Source organism: Luteimonas rhizosphaerae (assembly GCF_002849595.1).
GTDB classification, from domain to species: domain Bacteria; phylum Pseudomonadota; class Gammaproteobacteria; order Xanthomonadales; family Xanthomonadaceae; genus Luteimonas; species Luteimonas cellulosilyticus.
In genome coordinates this window covers 106249-122363 of sequence record NZ_NRQR01000005.1, presented here as the reverse complement: position 1 = coordinate 122363, position 16115 = coordinate 106249, and the positions used below count along the sequence as shown (strand labels likewise).

The 16115-nt window shown below is 69.6% G+C and carries 18 protein-coding genes and 1 pseudogene; 9 read left to right on the top strand and 10 right to left on the bottom strand.

Going from position 1 to position 16115, the window contains the following annotated elements; translation table 11 throughout:
• Positions 1-137: 137 nt before the first annotated feature.
• From lptD to CJ022_RS02840, 7 genes and pseudogenes are all read left to right on the top strand, one after another.
• Complete coding sequence (gene lptD, locus CJ022_RS02870) at positions 138-2564, top strand: LPS-assembly protein LptD (protein ID WP_101925190.1); 2427 nt, start codon at positions 138-140, stop codon at positions 2562-2564.
• Positions 2561-3877 (top strand): peptidylprolyl isomerase, encoded by a 1317-nt coding sequence (locus CJ022_RS02865; RefSeq protein WP_101925189.1) that lies wholly within the window; start codon positions 2561-2563, stop codon positions 3875-3877. Before lptD ends, CJ022_RS02865 begins: the two co-directional genes overlap by 4 nt.
• The gene (gene pdxA / locus CJ022_RS02860; protein ID WP_101925188.1) at positions 3877-4860 is read left to right on the top strand and encodes a 4-hydroxythreonine-4-phosphate dehydrogenase PdxA; all 984 of its coding nucleotides are present in this window, start codon (positions 3877-3879) and stop codon (positions 4858-4860) included. Before CJ022_RS02865 ends, pdxA begins: the two co-directional genes overlap by 1 nt.
• Positions 4857-5222 carry a tRNA-binding protein gene (locus CJ022_RS02855; protein WP_343125124.1) on the top strand — a complete coding sequence of 122 codons (366 nt, stop codon included), beginning with the start codon at positions 4857-4859 and terminating at the stop codon, positions 5220-5222. Before pdxA ends, CJ022_RS02855 begins: the two co-directional genes overlap by 4 nt.
• A 49-nt stretch (positions 5223-5271) precedes the next feature.
• A complete protein-coding gene (gene rsmA, locus CJ022_RS02850; RefSeq protein WP_101925187.1) occupies positions 5272-6084 on the top strand; it encodes a 16S rRNA (adenine(1518)-N(6)/adenine(1519)-N(6))-dimethyltransferase RsmA in 813 nt (270 codons plus the stop codon).
• A gap of 37 nt (positions 6085-6121) precedes the next feature.
• A complete protein-coding gene (gene apaG, locus CJ022_RS02845; RefSeq protein ID WP_101925186.1) occupies positions 6122-6505 on the top strand; it encodes a Co2+/Mg2+ efflux protein ApaG in 384 nt (127 codons plus the stop codon).
• A pseudogene (locus CJ022_RS02840) lies at positions 6505-7332 on the top strand (symmetrical bis(5'-nucleosyl)-tetraphosphatase); the annotation flags it as partial. The gene apaG and the pseudogene CJ022_RS02840, both read left to right, overlap by 1 nt.
• 77 nt (positions 7333-7409) lie before the next feature.
• On the opposite strand, the gene CJ022_RS02835 reads toward CJ022_RS02840, so the two are convergent.
• The 6 genes from CJ022_RS02835 to CJ022_RS02810 all read right to left on the bottom strand — a co-directional run bounded on the left by CJ022_RS02835 (position 7410) and on the right by CJ022_RS02810 (position 11413).
• On the bottom strand, positions 7410-7892 hold the full coding sequence (locus CJ022_RS02835) for a dihydrofolate reductase (RefSeq protein WP_101925253.1): 483 nt from the start codon (positions 7890-7892) through the stop codon (positions 7410-7412).
• A gap of 11 nt (positions 7893-7903) precedes the next feature.
• On the bottom strand, positions 7904-8452 hold the full coding sequence (locus CJ022_RS02830; protein ID WP_101925184.1) for a YqhG/Tai3 family protein: 549 nt from the start codon (positions 8450-8452) through the stop codon (positions 7904-7906).
• Positions 8449-9243 (bottom strand): thymidylate synthase, encoded by a 795-nt coding sequence (locus tag CJ022_RS02825; protein WP_101925183.1) that lies wholly within the window; start codon positions 9241-9243, stop codon positions 8449-8451. The genes CJ022_RS02830 and CJ022_RS02825 overlap by 4 nt, the downstream gene beginning before the upstream one ends.
• Positions 9244-9281: 38 nt before the next feature.
• Positions 9282-10181 carry a prolipoprotein diacylglyceryl transferase gene (lgt, locus tag CJ022_RS02820; protein WP_101925182.1) on the bottom strand — a complete coding sequence of 300 codons (900 nt, stop codon included), beginning with the start codon at positions 10179-10181 and terminating at the stop codon, positions 9282-9284.
• Positions 10182-10185: 4 nt separating this feature from the next.
• Complete coding sequence (locus tag CJ022_RS02815; protein WP_101925181.1) at positions 10186-10965, bottom strand: TerC family protein; 780 nt, start codon at positions 10963-10965, stop codon at positions 10186-10188.
• 67 nt (positions 10966-11032) lie between these two features.
• Entirely contained in the window at positions 11033-11413 is a 381-nt protein-coding gene (locus tag CJ022_RS02810; protein WP_101925180.1) for a diacylglycerol kinase, read from the bottom strand.
• 231 nt (positions 11414-11644) lie between these two features.
• On the opposite strand from CJ022_RS02810, the gene CJ022_RS02805 reads away from it, so the two are divergent.
• On the top strand, positions 11645-12361 hold the full coding sequence (locus CJ022_RS02805) for an SGNH/GDSL hydrolase family protein (RefSeq protein ID WP_101925179.1): 717 nt from the start codon (positions 11645-11647) through the stop codon (positions 12359-12361).
• Positions 12362-12483: 122 nt separating this feature from the next.
• Positions 12484-12978, top strand: a complete 495-nt coding sequence (locus CJ022_RS02800) for a hypothetical protein (RefSeq protein ID WP_143703861.1) — start codon at positions 12484-12486, stop codon at positions 12976-12978.
• 69 nt (positions 12979-13047) lie between these two features.
• Here CJ022_RS02800 and CJ022_RS02795 read toward each other — a convergent pair whose 3' ends face one another.
• The 4 genes from CJ022_RS02795 to CJ022_RS02780 all read right to left on the bottom strand — a co-directional run bounded on the left by CJ022_RS02795 (position 13048) and on the right by CJ022_RS02780 (position 15898).
• The gene (locus CJ022_RS02795) at positions 13048-13713 is read right to left on the bottom strand and encodes a LysM peptidoglycan-binding domain-containing protein (protein ID WP_199171420.1); all 666 of its coding nucleotides are present in this window, start codon (positions 13711-13713) and stop codon (positions 13048-13050) included.
• Positions 13714-13864: 151 nt separating this feature from the next.
• Positions 13865-14245 (bottom strand): VOC family protein, encoded by a 381-nt coding sequence (locus CJ022_RS02790; protein ID WP_101925176.1) that lies wholly within the window; start codon positions 14243-14245, stop codon positions 13865-13867.
• A gap of 24 nt (positions 14246-14269) precedes the next feature.
• The gene (locus CJ022_RS02785; RefSeq protein WP_101925175.1) at positions 14270-14917 is read right to left on the bottom strand and encodes an RNA polymerase sigma factor; all 648 of its coding nucleotides are present in this window, start codon (positions 14915-14917) and stop codon (positions 14270-14272) included.
• Positions 14918-14929: 12 nt separating this feature from the next.
• On the bottom strand, positions 14930-15898 hold the full coding sequence (locus CJ022_RS02780) for an isoaspartyl peptidase/L-asparaginase family protein (RefSeq protein WP_101925174.1): 969 nt from the start codon (positions 15896-15898) through the stop codon (positions 14930-14932).
• Positions 15899-16115: the final 217 nt, after the last annotated feature.

The following is a 16115-nucleotide window of genomic DNA, read 5'->3' as shown; positions in this document are numbered from 1 at the left end:
TTTCGAGCGGCGTTCGGGCCCGCGCGCGACTTCCATTCAGCTTGAAGCGGGCCGAAGCGCACACCCGCGATTCCGCGCCGCGCGACACGTGAACGGCGCGCGCCGGCGCTGGATTGCCGCACCTTCGGGGATGCGGCATGCTGGCGCCCGTTTTCCCGCTGAACGGATTGCCCGTGCGCACCGCCCTTCGTCTGCTTCCCCTTCCGTTCTGCATCGCCGCTTCCCTCGCCGCCCATGCCGATGACGAGCTCCGTCCGAACTACTGGGCGCTGTGCCCGATCGAGGACTCGGTTCCGATGTTCGCGGACGCGCAGGCCCCGGTCGGCTCGGTCGAGGATCGCGAGAACCAGCCGACCGATATCGACGGCGACGAGCTGTCGGGCATCAGCGGCCAGAACGCCAACGTCACCGGTGACGTGACGCTGCGCCGCGGCGACCAGTTCCTCGGCACCGACAACCTCGACTATTCGCAGGAAGAAGGCACCTTCGTCGCCAGCGGCAACGTCCGCTACCAGGACCGCGGCATGCGCGTCGTCGCCGACCGGCTCGAGGGCGACACCCTCGCCGAGTCGTACAAGATGGATCGCGTGCGCTACCAGCTGACCGCGCGACGCGGCAACGGCGGCGCCGACGAGATCCGCATGGACGGCACCCAGGGCGCGCTGCTCGGTTCGACGTACTCGACCTGCCCGCCCAGCGACCGCTGGTGGGAGCTCAAATCCAAGCAGATCGACATCGACACCGACATGGGCATGGGCACTGCGCGCGGCGCCACGCTGCGAGTAGGCAAGGTGCCGGTGCTGTACGTGCCCTGGTTCCGCTTCCCGATCGACGAACGCCGCCTGTCCGGCCTGCTGTTCCCGCGTATCTCGCAGTCCGGGCGCAACGGCTTCGACTACAGCCAGCCGATCTATCTGAACCTGGCGCCGAACTACGACATGACGCTGGAGCCGCGCTGGATGAGCAAGCGCGGCGTGAGCCTGGCGACGGAATTCCGCTACCTCAACGACGGCGGCCAGGGCGAATTCGATTTCAACGTCTTGCCGTCCGACGGGCTGACGGTCGACGACCGCGAGCTAGAGCTGGTGGAGGTACCGATCGCCCAGAACCGGCGCGAGGAGGACCGTTTCATGCTCAGCTACAGTGGTCGCCAGGCATTGACCCGAGGCTGGCAGGCCCGCGCGAACCTGACGTACATGAGCGACCCGAGGTACCTGGAGGATTTCAGCAACAACATCGACGGCATCTCCAGCACATCCACGCGCAGCACGTTGGGCGTGTTCGGGCGCGGCCTATATTGGAACGCGGCGATCGGCGCCGACTACTATCAACTCACGGACTACACGCTCGCGGACAGCCGGCTTGCCTACCACCGTCTGCCTTACGCCCAGGTCAGCTGGGAACAGCCTGTTGGCAGCCGATTCGTCGCTGGCCTGGACGCTCAGGCGACGAAGTTCAGTCATACGGATTCCGATGCACGCCCCGGGGGGGCACGTGTCGACGTCAAGCCCTATATCAGTATGCCGATAGAGGGCGCCAGCTGGTTCGTACGGCCGACCGTGGCCTGGCGCTATACCGGATACGACCTATCGAACGAGCTTGCGGAGCAGGTTGCACGCGCAAATCGCCTTGATTCCGTCAACGATTCGCCCAGCCGGGTCCTGCCGATCGCGTCCGTCGACGCCGGCCTGTTCTTCGACCGGGACACCAGCTTCCGGGGCGAGCGGTTCCTCCATACGCTCGAGCCCAGGGTCTTTTTCTTGCATACGCCGTACCGGGACCAGACGGACCTGCCCGTCTTCGACACGCGCGACCTGACCTTCAGCTGGGGCCAGCTCTTCCGCGACAACCGCTACTCCGGCGCCGACCGTCAGGCCGATGCGAACCAGATCACCCTGGCCACGAGCACCCGCCTGATCCGAGAATCGGACGGCATGGAAAAGTTATCCGCGAATCTGGGGCAGATCATCTATCTGGACGATTCGCGCGTGACGCTCCCCAACCGGGCACCGATCGAGCGCGGCCGCTCGGCCTGGGTGGCCGATACGAATTATGCCGTCAACGATCGCTGGACCATCGGCGCCAGTTACCAGTGGGATCCGAAGAGCCGCCAGGAAGATCTGGCAAGCCTGCGCTCGCGCTATCTGATCGGCGACGAAGGCATCGCGAATTTCTCCTATCGCAGCCGTGGCGACCTGATCGAGCAGGCGGATCTCTCGTTCCTGTACCCGATCTCGCCGGCGTGGAGCGTCATCGGGCGGTACTACTACTCGCTGACGGACAATCGCATGCTCGAAGGCATTGCCGGCTTCCAGTGGGACAGCTGCTGTCTCGCGGCCCGGGTCGTGGCGCGTCGCTACCTGCGCAATCGCCAGGGGGAGCTGAACAACGCGATCATGTTCGAACTTGAACTGAAGGGTCTCGGCTCGGCCGGCCCCAACACGGAAGACCGTTTGCGCCGTGCTATTCTCGGCTACTACCGAGACGACCTCTACCTCGTGCCGCCGTCCGAGCTTCGCAACAGCGACGACGATGAAACCCTCGCCCCGGGCCTGAGCCAATGAAAACACTCCTCCATTCCCTGGCGGTCGCTGCCGCGCTGTTCGCGTCCGTCGCGCATGCCCAGCAGGTCCAGCCGCTGGACCGAATCGCCGCGGTCGTCGACGAGGACATCATCCTCGCCAGCGAACTCGAACGTGCGGTCGCCAACATCCAGGGCCAGTACGCCACGCGCCAGGACCAGCTGCCGCCGCGCGAAATCCTCGAGCGCCAGGTCCTGGAGCGCCTGATCCTGCTGCGCCTGCAGACCGCGCGTGCCCAGCAGACCGGCGTCAACGTCAGCGACGAGGAAGTCGACGCCGCGATCTCCGGCATCGCCCAGCAGAACAACTTCACGATGGACCAGCTGCGCCAGCAGCTCGCCGGCGACGGCATGGGATTCGACGACTTCCGCGCCTCGCTGCGTGACGAGCTGATGATCCAGCGCATGCGCCAGCGCTTCGCGCAGACCCGCGTGTCGGTCAGCGACGCCGAGGTCGACACCGCGCTGGCCGCGCAGTCGGGCGGCGTGCAGTACCGCCTGGCGCATATCCTCGTCGCCCTGCCCGAAGGCGCGACGCCGCAGCAGATCCAGACCGGCCAGCAGAAGGTCGATGGCATCAAGAGCCTGCTCGACCGCAACGAGATGGAATTCGGAGCCGCCGCAGTGCGCTACTCCGACAGCCCGAACGCGCTGGAAGGCGGCGATCTGGGCTGGCGCCGGGTCGATGAGATCCCGGCGGCGTTCGCGTCGGCGATGACCGGCCTCGAGCCTGGCCAGATCATCGGCCCGATCCGGGGTCCCAGCGGCTTCCAGCTGCTGCAGCTGGTCGACACCCGCGAGGGCGACGGCCAGGGCGGCGCCGGCAGCGTCACCCAGTACCAGGCGCGTCACATCCTGATCCGTGCCCCGGCCGGCCAGGACAGCGAGGCGCGTGCCCGCATCGACACCCTGCGCGCGCGCATCGAGGGCGGCGCCGACTTCGCGACCGTCGCGACCGAGACATCGGAAGACAACAGCAGCAAGGAACGCGGCGGCGACCTCGGCTGGTTCACGCAGGACGAGTTCGGCCCCGAATTCGGCGCCGAAGTCGCTGCGTTGTCCGACGACGCGGTCTCGCAGCCCTTCCGCACCCAGGCCGGCTGGCACATCGTCCAGCGCACCGGCTCGCGCCAGTCCAGCGCCACCGACAACACCCGTCGCGCCCAGGTGCGCGAGTCGATCGGCCAGCGCAAGCTGGAGGAAGAATGGGACCGCTACGTCCGCGAACTCCGCGGCGAGGCCTACATCAGCGTCCGCACCGGTCCCGACGCCGATCCCGAGGTCGGCGGCGGCTGATGTCGCGTCCCCGGCTGGCGCTGGTCCCGGGTGAGCCGGCCGGCGTCGGACCGGAACTGTGCGTGCGCGCCGCCTGGCGCGGCTGCGATGCCGATCTGGTCGCGATCGGCGATGGCCCCACCCTGATGCGCGCGGCCGAGGCCATCGGCCTGGCCCTGACCCTGGTCGATGCCGAAACGGTCGATGCCCCGCCCGGCACCCTGCGCCTGATCGAGTTGCCGCATGCGCGGCTGCCCGCGTTCGGAACCCCCGCACCCGAGAACGCCCACAGCGTCATCGATGGCCTGCGGCACGCGGCCGCCGGCTGCCGCCAGGGTCGCTTCGATGGCCTGGTGACCGGTCCGGTGCACAAGGCCGCCATCAATGCGGGCGGCATCGCCTACACCGGCACGACCGAATTGCTGGCCGACGATGCCGGCTGCGAGGTCGTGATGATGCTCGCGAGCCCGACCCTGCGGGTCGCGCTGGCCACGACGCATCTGCCGCTGCGCGCCGTGCCCGACGCGATCACCGCAGCGCTTCTCGAGCGCGTATTGCGGATCGTCGACCGCGCGCTGCGTACCGATTTCGGCATCGAACGCCCCACGATCGCGGTGCTGGGCCTCAACCCGCACGCGGGCGAGGACGGCCATCTCGGCACCGAGGAACGCGACGTCATCGCGCCCGTGCTGGATCGGCTGCGCGCCGATGCTCTGCACCTGCTCGGCCCCTTGCCCGCCGACACCGCCTTCCTGCCGGCGCGGCTCGCAGAGGTCGACGCGGTCCTGGCGATGTACCACGACCAGGGCCTGCCGGTGCTGAAGTTCAGCGGCTTCGAATCCGCGGTCAACCTGACCCTCGGCCTGCCCTACCCGCGCGTCGCCGTCGACCACGGCACGGCATTGCCGCTGGCCGGTACCGGCCAGGCGGATCCGTCGAGCCTGTTCGCCGCGATCGACCAGTGCGCGCGACTCGCCCGCCAGCGCATGGCATACGCGTCGTGAGCGCCGGCGCGTCGCCCGGTGCCCTGCCGGCTATCGGCTGGGACGATTTCGCCCGGGTCGAACTCCGCGTCGGCCGGGTCCTGTCGGCGGCGCCGTTTCCGGCGGCGCGTCGACCCGCCTACATCCTGCATGTCGATTTCGGCGAGGCCATCGGCGTGCGCAAGTCCAGCGCGCAGATCACCGACCGCTACACGCCCGAGAATCTCGTCGGCCGCCTGGTCGTCGCCGTGGTCAATCTGACGCCGCGGCAGATCGGACCGATGATGTCCGAGTGCCTGGTCACCGGCTTCCACGACGCCGATGGCGCGGTCACGCTGTGCATCCCCGATTCCGACGTGCCGCTGGGCACGCGGCTGGCATGAGGCCCCGCACCGGGTCGCACGTGCCGTCGTCTACTTCGAGTTCCCCGCCATGAGCCGTCACACCCCGTCCGCACCCGGCAGCTTCGGCGCGCCGCCGAAGAAGTCACTGGGCCAGAACTTTCTCCACGAACGCGGCGTCATCGACAAGATCGTGCTCGCGATCGCGCCGACACCCGGCGACCGCATCGTCGAGATCGGTCCCGGCCAGGGCGCGATGACCTTCCCGCTGCTCGACCGGCACGGCGCGCTGACGGCGATCGAATTCGACCGCGACCTGCTCGCGCCGCTGACCGCCCAGGCCGCTGCCCACGGCGCGCTGACGCTGGTGCATGCGAACGTGCTCGACGTCGACCTGACCGCACTCGCCGACGGCACGCCGATCCGGCTCGTCGGGAACCTGCCCTACAACCTGTCGTCGCCGATCCTGTTCCACGCGCTCGACCACGCGCCGGCCATCGTCGACATGCACTTCATGCTGCAGAAGGAAGTCGTCGAGCGCATGGCCGCCGGTCCCGGCAGCAAGGTCTACGGCCGCCTCAGCGTGATGCTGCAGGCCTATTGCGAGGTCACCGCGCTGTTCACCGTGGGCCCCGGCGCATTCCATCCGCCGCCGAAGGTCGATTCGGCCGTCGTGCGTCTGCGTCCCCGGCCGCCGGCGAGCATCGGCATCGACGACCGCGCGCGCTTCTCCAACCTCGTCCGCGCGGCCTTCGGCCAACGCCGCAAGACCCTGCGCAACGCGCTGAGCACACTCTGCGACGCCGACTTCATCCTCGCCGCCGGCATCGATCCGCAGCTGCGCGCCGAGCAGCTCGCGGTCGCCGATTTCGTGCGTCTCGCCAACCAGCCGCCGGCCGTGTAGTCGAAGGATTCAGTCCCGGCGGCTACACTGGGCGCACATGGACGAAACCGCCGACTACACACTGGAAATCCAGATCGCCACGCGCTTCCTCGACGACGAGTCGAAGCCGGACGACGACCGGTACGTGTTCGCCTACACGATCCAGATCCGCAACGTCGGCCGCCGGCCGGCGCAGCTCGTGTCGCGCCACTGGATCATCACCGACGCGCACGGCCGGGTCGAGGAAGTCCGCGGCGACGGCGTCGTCGGCGAGCAGCCGCGGCTCGAGCCCGGCGAAGCGTTCACCTACACCTCGGGCGCGGTGCTGAAGACCGCCGTCGGCACGATGGAAGGCAGCTACGACATGCTCGGCGACGATGGCGCGCACTTCGATGCGCCGATTCCGCCGTTCACGCTGTCGATTCCCAGAACCCTGCACTGATGGCGATCTGGGCCATCGGCGACCTGCAGGGCTGTTACGGCCCGACCCAACGCCTGCTCGATGCGATCCGCTTCGACCCGGCGGCCGACACGCTGTGGTTCTGCGGCGACCTCGTCAACCGCGGCGGGGAATCGATCGAAACCCTGCGCTTAGTGCATTCGCTGCGCGACAACGTGGTCAGCGTGCTCGGCAACCACGACCTGTCGCTGCTGGCGATCGCCGAGCGCCGCGAGGAAGACCAGCGCAAGGTCAATGCCGACCTGCAGGGCGTGCTGTTCGCGCACGACCGCGACGTGCTGCTGGACTGGTTGCGCGGCTGCCCGCTGCTGCACGTGGACCGTGCGCTCGGCTGGATGATGCTGCACGCCGGTCTGGCGCCGCAGTGGACCACCGAACTCGCGGTGCAGCACGCCGGCGAGATCGAACGCAAGCTGCGTGGCATCGGCTACCGCAAGCTGCACAAGAGCAAGTACGGCGGCCGCCCGGCGCGGTCGCCGCGGCTCGCGGGACCGGACCGCGACCGCGCGATCATCAACGTCTTCACCCGCATGCGCTATTGCGCGCCGCGCGGACGCATCGCGTTCGAGGAAAAGGGCGTGCCCGGCACCCAGCAGCCCGGCCTCTACCCCTGGTACGAAGTGCCCGGCCGCGCCGAGCGCGACCTCAAGATCGTCTGCGGCCACTGGTCGACGCTGGGCCTGTTCATCGGCCACGGCGTGCACGCGCTCGACACCGGCGCGGTGTGGGGCGGCAAGCTGACCGCGTTGCAGCTTGATGCCGACAGCCTGCGCATCGTCCAGGTGCCCGGGCGGGACGTGACGCCGCCGCGCTGAGGCGTCTACGCCTGCGCGTTCCGGACCACGGACATCGGCATCGGTGCATCGTCCCTGCGGTCTGCCGACAGTCAGACCGCGACGTACTCCACGAAGTCGAACGCCACCGCATGCCGTGTGTCGGCCGGGTGCGTCGTCCGCGCGACCTCGCGCCACCGGACGGCGTCGAACGCGGGGAAGAACGCATCGGCGCCGTCGACAACGGTATCGACGTGGGTCAAGTGCAGACGGGTCGCCAGCGGCAGGGTCAGCGCATAGATCTCGCCGCCGCCGATGACGCAGAGCTCGTCGGCGGCGGCGCACTGCGCCAGCGCCGCATCGAGCGAAGCGACCGCTTCCATGCCCGCGAAGGGCACCGCGCCGCTGCGCGTCAGGACGAGGTTGCGACGCCCCGGCAAGGCACGCCCCAGCGATTCGGCAGTCTTGCGCCCCATCAGCACCGGCTTGCCGATCGTCAACGCCTTGAAGTGGCGGAAGTCGTCGGGCAGGTGCCAGGGCATCGCATTGCCGCGGCCGATCGCCCGATGGCGATCCAGCGCCGCGACGAGGACCAGGGCGGGCCGGCTCACTCGGCGTCCAGCGTGGCGCGCAGGCGACCGGTCGACGCGAAGTCCCAGTCGCCGCCGAACGCGATGTCGTCGACGCGCCACTGCGCGTCCTCGCAGCGCATCAGCGCATGGTCGCGCCAGCGCGCATCGCCCTGCCCGGCATGGGCCAGCTCGACGGCCACGCGCGTCGGCGCAGCGGGATCCGCCGCCGCCGACAGCACGGCGGTCGGGCCTTCGAACAGGCTGGTGAACAGGCTGCCTTCGATGAAGGACGGCTTGTCGTCCGGCGATGCGGCGATGTCGCTCTGCTGCCGCAGACGCGCGCCTGCGATCGAGGCCCGCATGCCGGACGTCAGCAGCGGGCCGAGCGTGCGCATCGCGTCGGCCGATGGCAGCCCACGGGGATCCAGGGCGACGACCTGCCGGTAGAACGTCGCGGCGGCATCGACCGGCGACGCCCCGGCGCAAGCGGCTGCCGATTCGACGTCACCTCGCACGGGCATCTGCTGACAGCCCGCGACGACCAGCGTCGCGACGAACGCACCGACGGCGCGCGCATCGCTCATACCGCGATCGGTGCCTTGATCGCCGGCGCCGGGTCGTAGCCTTCGATCGCGATGTCGTCGAAACGGAACCCGAACAGATCGGTGACGTCCGGATTGAGCCGCAGCGTCGGCAGCGCGCGCGGCGTGCGCGTCAGCTGCTCGCGCGCCTGATCAAAGTGGTTCGAATACAGGTGCGCATCGCCCAGCGTGTGCACGAAATCGCCGACGCCAAGCCCGCACACCTGCGCGACCATGTGGGTCAGCAACGCGTAGCTGGCGATGTTGAACGGCACGCCGAGGAAGATGTCGCCGCTGCGCTGGTAGAGCTGGCAGCTGAGCTTGCCGTCGACGACGTAGAACTGGAACAGCGCATGGCACGGCATCAGCGCCATCTCCGACAGCTCGCCGACGTTCCAGGCGCTGACCACCAGACGACGCGAATCCGGATTGCGGCGGATCTCGTCGACCAGCCACTGCATCTGGTCGATCGTGCGGCCGTCGGCCGTCGCCCAGCGACGCCACTGCTTGCCGTAGACCGGCCCCAGTTCGCCGTCGGCGTCGGCCCATTCGTCCCAGATGCTGACCTTGTGGTCGCGCAGATAGGCGACGTTCGTATCGCCCTGCAGGAACCACAGCAACTCGTGGATGATCGAACGCAGATGCAGCTTCTTCGTCGTCAACAGCGGGAAGCCGGCGTTGAGGTCGTAGCGCATCTGCCAGCCGAACACGCTGCGCGTGCCGGTCCCGGTGCGGTCGGACTTCTCGGCGCCGTGCTCGAGCACGTGCTGCAGCAGATCGAGGTACTGCTTCATCGCGATCTCCGGATCAATCGGGGCGATGCATGCATCGCTTATTTTGTGTCGACGGCCGCCGCGGGCGGCACCGGCTGCAGCGTGGGCGCACTGCGCGACTTCCACAGCAGGAACAGGCCGAGCGCGATCAGCGGCAGCGACAGCACCTGGCCCATCGTCAGCCAGCCGAACGCCAGATAGCCGAGCTCGGCATCGGGAACACGCACGAACTCGACGACGAAGCGGAACACGCCGTACAGCAGCGCAAACAGGCCCGACACCGCGTAGCGCGGCCGCGGCTTGCGCGAGAACCACCACAGCACCGTGAACATCACCAGGCCCTCGAGGAAGGCCTGGTAGAGCTGCGAGGGATGCCGCGCGAACTGGTCCAGCGCGCCGGTCGCGAATTCGCTTTGCAGGCGTTCGGCCGACCAGCCGCGGAAGGCGGGATCGGTCGGGAACACCACGCCCCAGCCGGCCTGCGTGTACTTGCCCCACAGCTCGGCCCCGATGTAGTTGCCGAGGCGGCCGAAGCCGAGCCCCGGCGGCACCCACGGCGCGACGAAGTCCATGACGTCGAAGAAGTGCAGGCCCTGCCGGCGCGTCCACCACCACGCCGCCACCAGCACGCCAAGCAGGCCGCCATGGAAGCTCATGCCGCCGTCCCAGACCTTGAACAGCATCAGCGGGTTCTGCAGCAGGTCACCGAACGCGTAGAACAGCACGTAGCCGATGCGTCCGCCGAGCACCACGCCGACGATGCCGTAGAACAGCAGGTCGCCGAACTGCTCGACGTTGACGCCGGGCAGGCGCCCGGCGCGGATCCGGCTGCGGCCCAGCAGGTAGGCGACGCCGAACGCCAGCAGGTACATCAGCCCGTACCAGTGGATCGAAGGCTGGAACGGGCCCACCTGCGGCAGGTGGACGGCGATCGGATCGATCTGGTGGAGGATCGTCATCGGGTCAACGCGGCAGGGGGTGGGTCGGCTCGTCGACCGGCGGCGTCGGCTCGCCGCGGACGCGCATCGCGTTGCGCTTGGCCCACAGGTTCAACAGTTCGACCGCGGCCGAGAAGCCCATCGACCCGTAGATGTAGCCACGCGGGATGTGGATACCGAAGCCGTCGAGCACCAGATACAGACCGATCAGCACGATGAAGGCCAGCGCCAGCATCTTCACCGTCGGATTGGCGTCGATGAACTTGCCCAGCGGCTGGGCCGCCAGCAGCATCACCGTGACCGCGATCAGGATCGCGGCGACCATCACCGGGATGTAGTCGCCGGCCATGCCGACCGCGGCGATCACCGAGTCGAGCGAGAACACGATGTCGATGACCGCGATCTGCGCGATCACGGTCCCGAACGAGGCCACTGCCTTGCCGGTCGAACCGTGGGCTTCGGGATCCTCGCCCTTGACCTGCTCGCGGATCTCCATCGCACCCTTCACGACCAGGAACAGGCCGCCGAGGATCAGGATCAGGTCGCGCACCGAGATGCCGCGTCCGAACAGCTCGAACAGCGGATCGGTCAGGCGCGCCAGCCAGGCGAGCGTCAGCAGCAGGCCGATGCGCGTGATGCACGCCACGGCGATACCGAACTTGCGCGCGAACTCGCGCTTCTCGACCGGCAGCTTGGCGACCGCGATCGAGATGAAGACGAGATTGTCGATGCCCAGCACGATCTCGATCGCACTCAACGTGATCAGCAGGATCCAGACCTGCGGGTCGGTCAGCAGTTCCATCATGGGACGTGATTCCTAGAGTGAAGTGTTCTTGTCGCGGCGATGGTACGGAACGGATGTCCCGGCGCCGTCATGTCCAGCGCGGCCCCAGCACCAGGCCCCAGACCAGCAGCACGTTGAGCATCAGCACGAACACGGCGGCCGAGCCCATGTCCTTGGCCCGGCCCGCGAGCGCGTGGTGCTCGGGCCCGTAACGCTCGATCACCGCCTCGATCGCCGAATTCAGCAGCTCCGCCGCCAGCACCAGCAGGCAGCTGCCCAGGAGCAGCGCCCGTTCGATGCCGGTGTCGCCGAGCCAGATCGCCAACGGCCCCATCACGGCCAGCGCGTAGACCTCGAGCCGGAACGAGGACTCGTGCAGCCAGGCCGCACGCAATCCCTGCAGCGACCAGACCGTGGCCTTGAGCATCCGCGCGGGGCTGCGCGGCAGGTGCCCGGTCTCGTCGGCCATCAGGCGTCACCGGCCGCGTCCCGCAAGACCGGCATGGCGGCATCGCGGGGAACGGAGCGCGCCGGGCGGGCCCGCGGGGCGATCGGTGACATGGAGGACCGGACAGGATCGGCAAGCGCCGCGAAGGCGCGATTTTGCCACAGGCGTCCGGGCGGAGTGCGTTCCCGGCCTGGTTTGCAAAGCATCCGGCCGGCTGTTTCACTGGCCGCCGGCTTTTCCCGGAGACTTCGCATGTCGATCCGCATCCTGCGTGCCCGCGTCCCGTTGCTGCTGGTCGTTGCGCTGCTGCTCGGCGGATGCGCGGGTCTGCCGTCCGCGATGGACGAAGGCGTGACGCCCGCCCTGGATCCGGTGTCGTCCGACGTCTGGGCGACGGACATGGCGCGCTTCGCGGCCGAAGACGCCGCGTCCCCGCCGCCCGCGCGGCCGATCGTGTTCACCGGCAGCTCGTCGGTGCGGATGTGGACGACGCTGGCGACGGACTTCCCGGGCATTCCGGTCCTCAACCGTGGCTTCGGCGGCTCGCAGGTCCGCGATGCGGTCTGGTACGCCGACGAGGTCGCGGTGCGCTACCAGCCGCGCCAGATCGTGCTCTACGCCGGCGACAACGATGTCGCCGAAGGCCGCACGCCGCAGCAGGTGCTCGCCGATACGCAGGCCTTCATCGCACGCGTCCGTCGCGATCTGCCGGCGACGCCGATCGCACTGCTGGCGATCAAGCCCAGTCCCTCGCGCGTGGAACTGCTCGCCGCCCAGCGCGCGACCAACGACCTGGTCCGGACCTGGGCCGCGACCCAGCGCAACGTCGCCTTCATCGACGTATTCACGCCGATGCTCGATGCCGACGGCGTGCCGCGCGAGGACCTGTTCATCGGCGACCGTCTGCACATGAACCCGGCGGGATACGCGCTGTGGCGTGGCATCGTCGAGCCGTATCTGGTGCGCTGAGGCGAACGTTCACTCCGGTCGAATCCGCGGCATTCGACACTGGCCCGACCTGCCGCCCCCGCGAGGTTCCCATGCGCCCTGCCCGCCCTGCAGCGCTCGCTGCGTTGATGCTCGGAGCCGCCATGCCTGCCGTATTCGCCCAGTCCACCGTGTCGCCGCAACAGCCCGGCGACGCCGGTTATGTCGAACTCCTGCAGGCCGCGACCGCGCCGGTGCGCGACGCCTTCGGCGACACGGTGCGGGTCGAGGTCGAGCGGCTGGACCGGCTCGGCCGCTGGGCGTTCCTGCAGGGCAGCCTGCGCGGCGCCGACGGTGGTCGGCCCGACTACGCGGGGACGCCGTTCGCCGAACGCGCGGCGCAGGGCGGCATGTCGGAGGTCTACGTGGCCCTGCTGCAGGTGCCAGTGGACGGGCGCGCTGCCGGCCATGCGGATGCCGGGGCCGCTGCGGCGCAGGCCGCACCGCACGCGGCTTCGCCCGGCGCGGATGCGCCTTCGGCGAAACACGGCGACGCTGGTGCGTGGACGCTGGTTGATCACGCGATCGGTCCGTCCGATGTCAGCTGGCTGACCTGGCCGGAGCGCCACGCAGCGCCCCGCCAGCTCTTCGGCTTCTGACGACCGCATCGCACCGCAAACGAAACGGGCCGACGCGATGTCGGCCCGTGCGGTCCCACGCCTGAGCCATCAGCGCGGTGGCGTGATGATCTCGTAATCGCCCGACGCGCCGCCCCAGCTGATGCGCTGCGAGCCGTCGGCATTGACGTTGTTGGAGCCGATGAAGGTCGGCCGGCCGTTCTCGAAGCCGGCGAAGAACACCACGTGCGACTGGCCGTCGCGCTGCATCAGCACCACGTCGCCGGCTTGCGCGGCCTGCAGCGACGTCGTCCGCCAGCCGTCGCCCTTGAGGTTCGACGCGAGCTGGTCCACCGACGCGCTGGCCTGGCCGGCGTCGATCAGGCCCGCGTTCTGCAGCACCGCGGACACGAAGTTGGCGCAGTTGACGTTGTTCGGCACCCAGGACTGCATGGGCAGCTCGTCGCTGTATTTCAGCTCCCCGGCATTGCGGCCGATGAACTGCTCGGCGATCGCGGCCGCGTTCCGCCCGCCGCCGACGCTGCCGGGACCCGTCACGACATCCGGCCCCGCGACGCCACCTCCGGAGTCCGCGCCGGCCGAGCCACCGGCCGCGCCGGGCACGACGAGCGTGGATCCGGCGTAGATCAGATCGGCATCGCGGATCTGGCTGTTGGCTGCCATCAGGGCGTCGACCGACGTGCCATAGCGGGCCGCCAGCCCGGATAGCGTCTCGCCCCAGGCGATGTGGTGGGTCGCGCCGCCGACTGCGGTCATCGTGTCGTCTCCGGTTCGGGCCATGTGGTCCATCGCGGCAGGCGCCCGGGACCGATGCCCCACCTTCGCGCCTGCAGGCACGCGGCTCAATCTGGGAGTGACCCTAGTCGGGACGCGTCGCCCATTCAGTCGCCGGCCCTCCGGCATGCGGTCAGACGGCGCGCCTCGGTGCATCGCCCGGCTGGTAGAGGCTCAGCACGTTGCCGTCCGGATCGCGGAAGTCCAGCGTCCAGCCGCCATCGGGCGCGGCGCTGGTCGGCACGACGATCTCCACGCCCTGCGCCGCCAGCGCGTCGGCGCAGTCGTCGATGCCGCCGTCCAGACTGAAGACCGGGATCGGGCTTTCGCCGATCCGGACCTCGCGCTCGAAGAACACCAGCATCACCGGCCCGGCCTGGGCGGTCGCGAACGGGCCGTCGTGGCCATCGAGACGGGTCACCTCCAGACCGAGGACATCGCGATAGAACGCGATGCTGCGGTCGAGGTCGCGGACGAAGAAGACGAGGGTCTCGAGCTTGCTGGACGTGAGCATGGCGGTCTCCGGAAGAAGGGGGCGTTACCTGCTGTCGTTGCCGCGCGGCGCAGACGTGTGAGCAGATCCGCGCAACAGCAGCGGATGTCCGTCGGGATCGTGGCTGCCGAGCATCGGCGCGATGCGCATCGACGCGCGCAGCAGCGGCCGCAGGCGCCCGGCCGGCACGCGCGCGTCGCGGGCGGGGCGGTGGGCCGCCACGTGCTCGTGCAGCGCCCGGCGGTCCGGCGGCGGCAACGCCTCGATCGCCTTCCGGATGGACGTCATGCGCTGCCGCAGCGCGGTCGGCGCGATGCGCAGGATCCAGCGGATTTCCGCCGCGTCGAGTCCGTGCAGCACCAGCACGGCGACGCGCCGCGCGGCGGGCGGCAACGGCGGGAGCCAGTCGACACCGATCCGCCCGGAGGACGCGTCCGCCGCTTCAACCGGAAACGATCCGATGTCGCAGGCGCCGGCGACCTGCTCGCGCTGTCGGCGGCGCACCGTCCCGCGCACCGCCAGCGCGGCCTGGCGACGCAGCACGCCGGCCAGCCAGGCGGGCTCGCTGCGTCCGGCCTGCCAGGCGACCAGCAGCACCGTCTGCACCAGATCCTCGGCATCGGCGCGATCGCGCGTCACCCGCCGCGCCTGGACCAGCAAGGCGCGGCGGGCGGCAGCATCGAGGCCGGTCACGGAGGGTGGCCGTCAGGCGTCGCGGAAGATCGCGGTCCCACGACGGCCATCGCCATGCACCCAGCCGCGGTACATGCCCGAAGTGTTGAACGGCATCGCGATGTTGCCGTCGCGGTCGACGGCGATCGCACCGCCGTCGCCGCCGAGACCCGGCACCACGTCGACGATCACCGCGTCGGCCGCCGCCTGCAGCGACTGCCCGCCGTAGGCGATGCGCGCGGCGATGTCGTGCGCGACCGCGGCGCGCAGGAAGAACTCCCCCCAACCCGTGCCCGACACCGCGCAGCGCGCATCGGCCCAGGTGCCGGCACCGATGACCGGCGAGTCGCCGACCCGGCCCCACTTCTTGTTCGTCATGCCACCGGTCGAGGTCGCCGCGGCCAGGCGCCCCTGCGCATCGAGCGCGACCGCACCGACGGTGCCGAAGTACTTGCCGCGCAGGTTGTCGGCCACGGCATCGGGATCCGCCCGTTCCGCGGCCTCGCGCGCCTGCGCCTGCACCAGCTGCGCATGCCGGTGCGGCGTGTCGAACCAGACGTTGGCGACGCGATCGATGTCACCGTGCGCATCCGCGAACGCTTCGGCGCCGGCGCCCATCAGCAGCACGTGCGGCGACCGGTCCATGACCCGCCGCGCCAGCCGCACCGGATTGCGCACGGTCGTCACCGCCGCGACCGCGCCGGCGCGCTGGCCGACGCCGTCCATGATCGATGCGTCGAGCTCGTGCTGGCCGGCATCGTTGTAGACCGCGCCCTTGCCCGCGTTGAACTGCGGCGACTCCTCGAGCGCCGTGACCGCGGCCTCGACCGCATCGACCGCACTGCCGCCTGCGGCCAGCACCGCTTTTCCGGCATCGAGCGCCGTCTGCAGCGCGTCGTGGATCGCCTGCTCGGCCGCACCGTCGAGCGCATCGCGCTCGATGACGCCGGCGCCGCCATGGACCACCAGCACGGTGCGGGCAGCGGGAAGATCGTGGCTCATGCGGAAACCTGGAAAACGCGGCGAACGCCGGCGGGCCCGCAAGCTTAGCCTGTGGCTGCATTCCGGCCGCCTGGCTGCATGCTGGACAATCCGGCATCCGCGGACTTGCCTCCGGGGCCATGCCTCTGGGCACCAAGGCCGCTGGCCGGGCCGCTTGCCGGACACGCGCCGGTCCTGTTGCCCTGAGTCGGCAGGAGGAGGGGGCATTCGCCCCCCT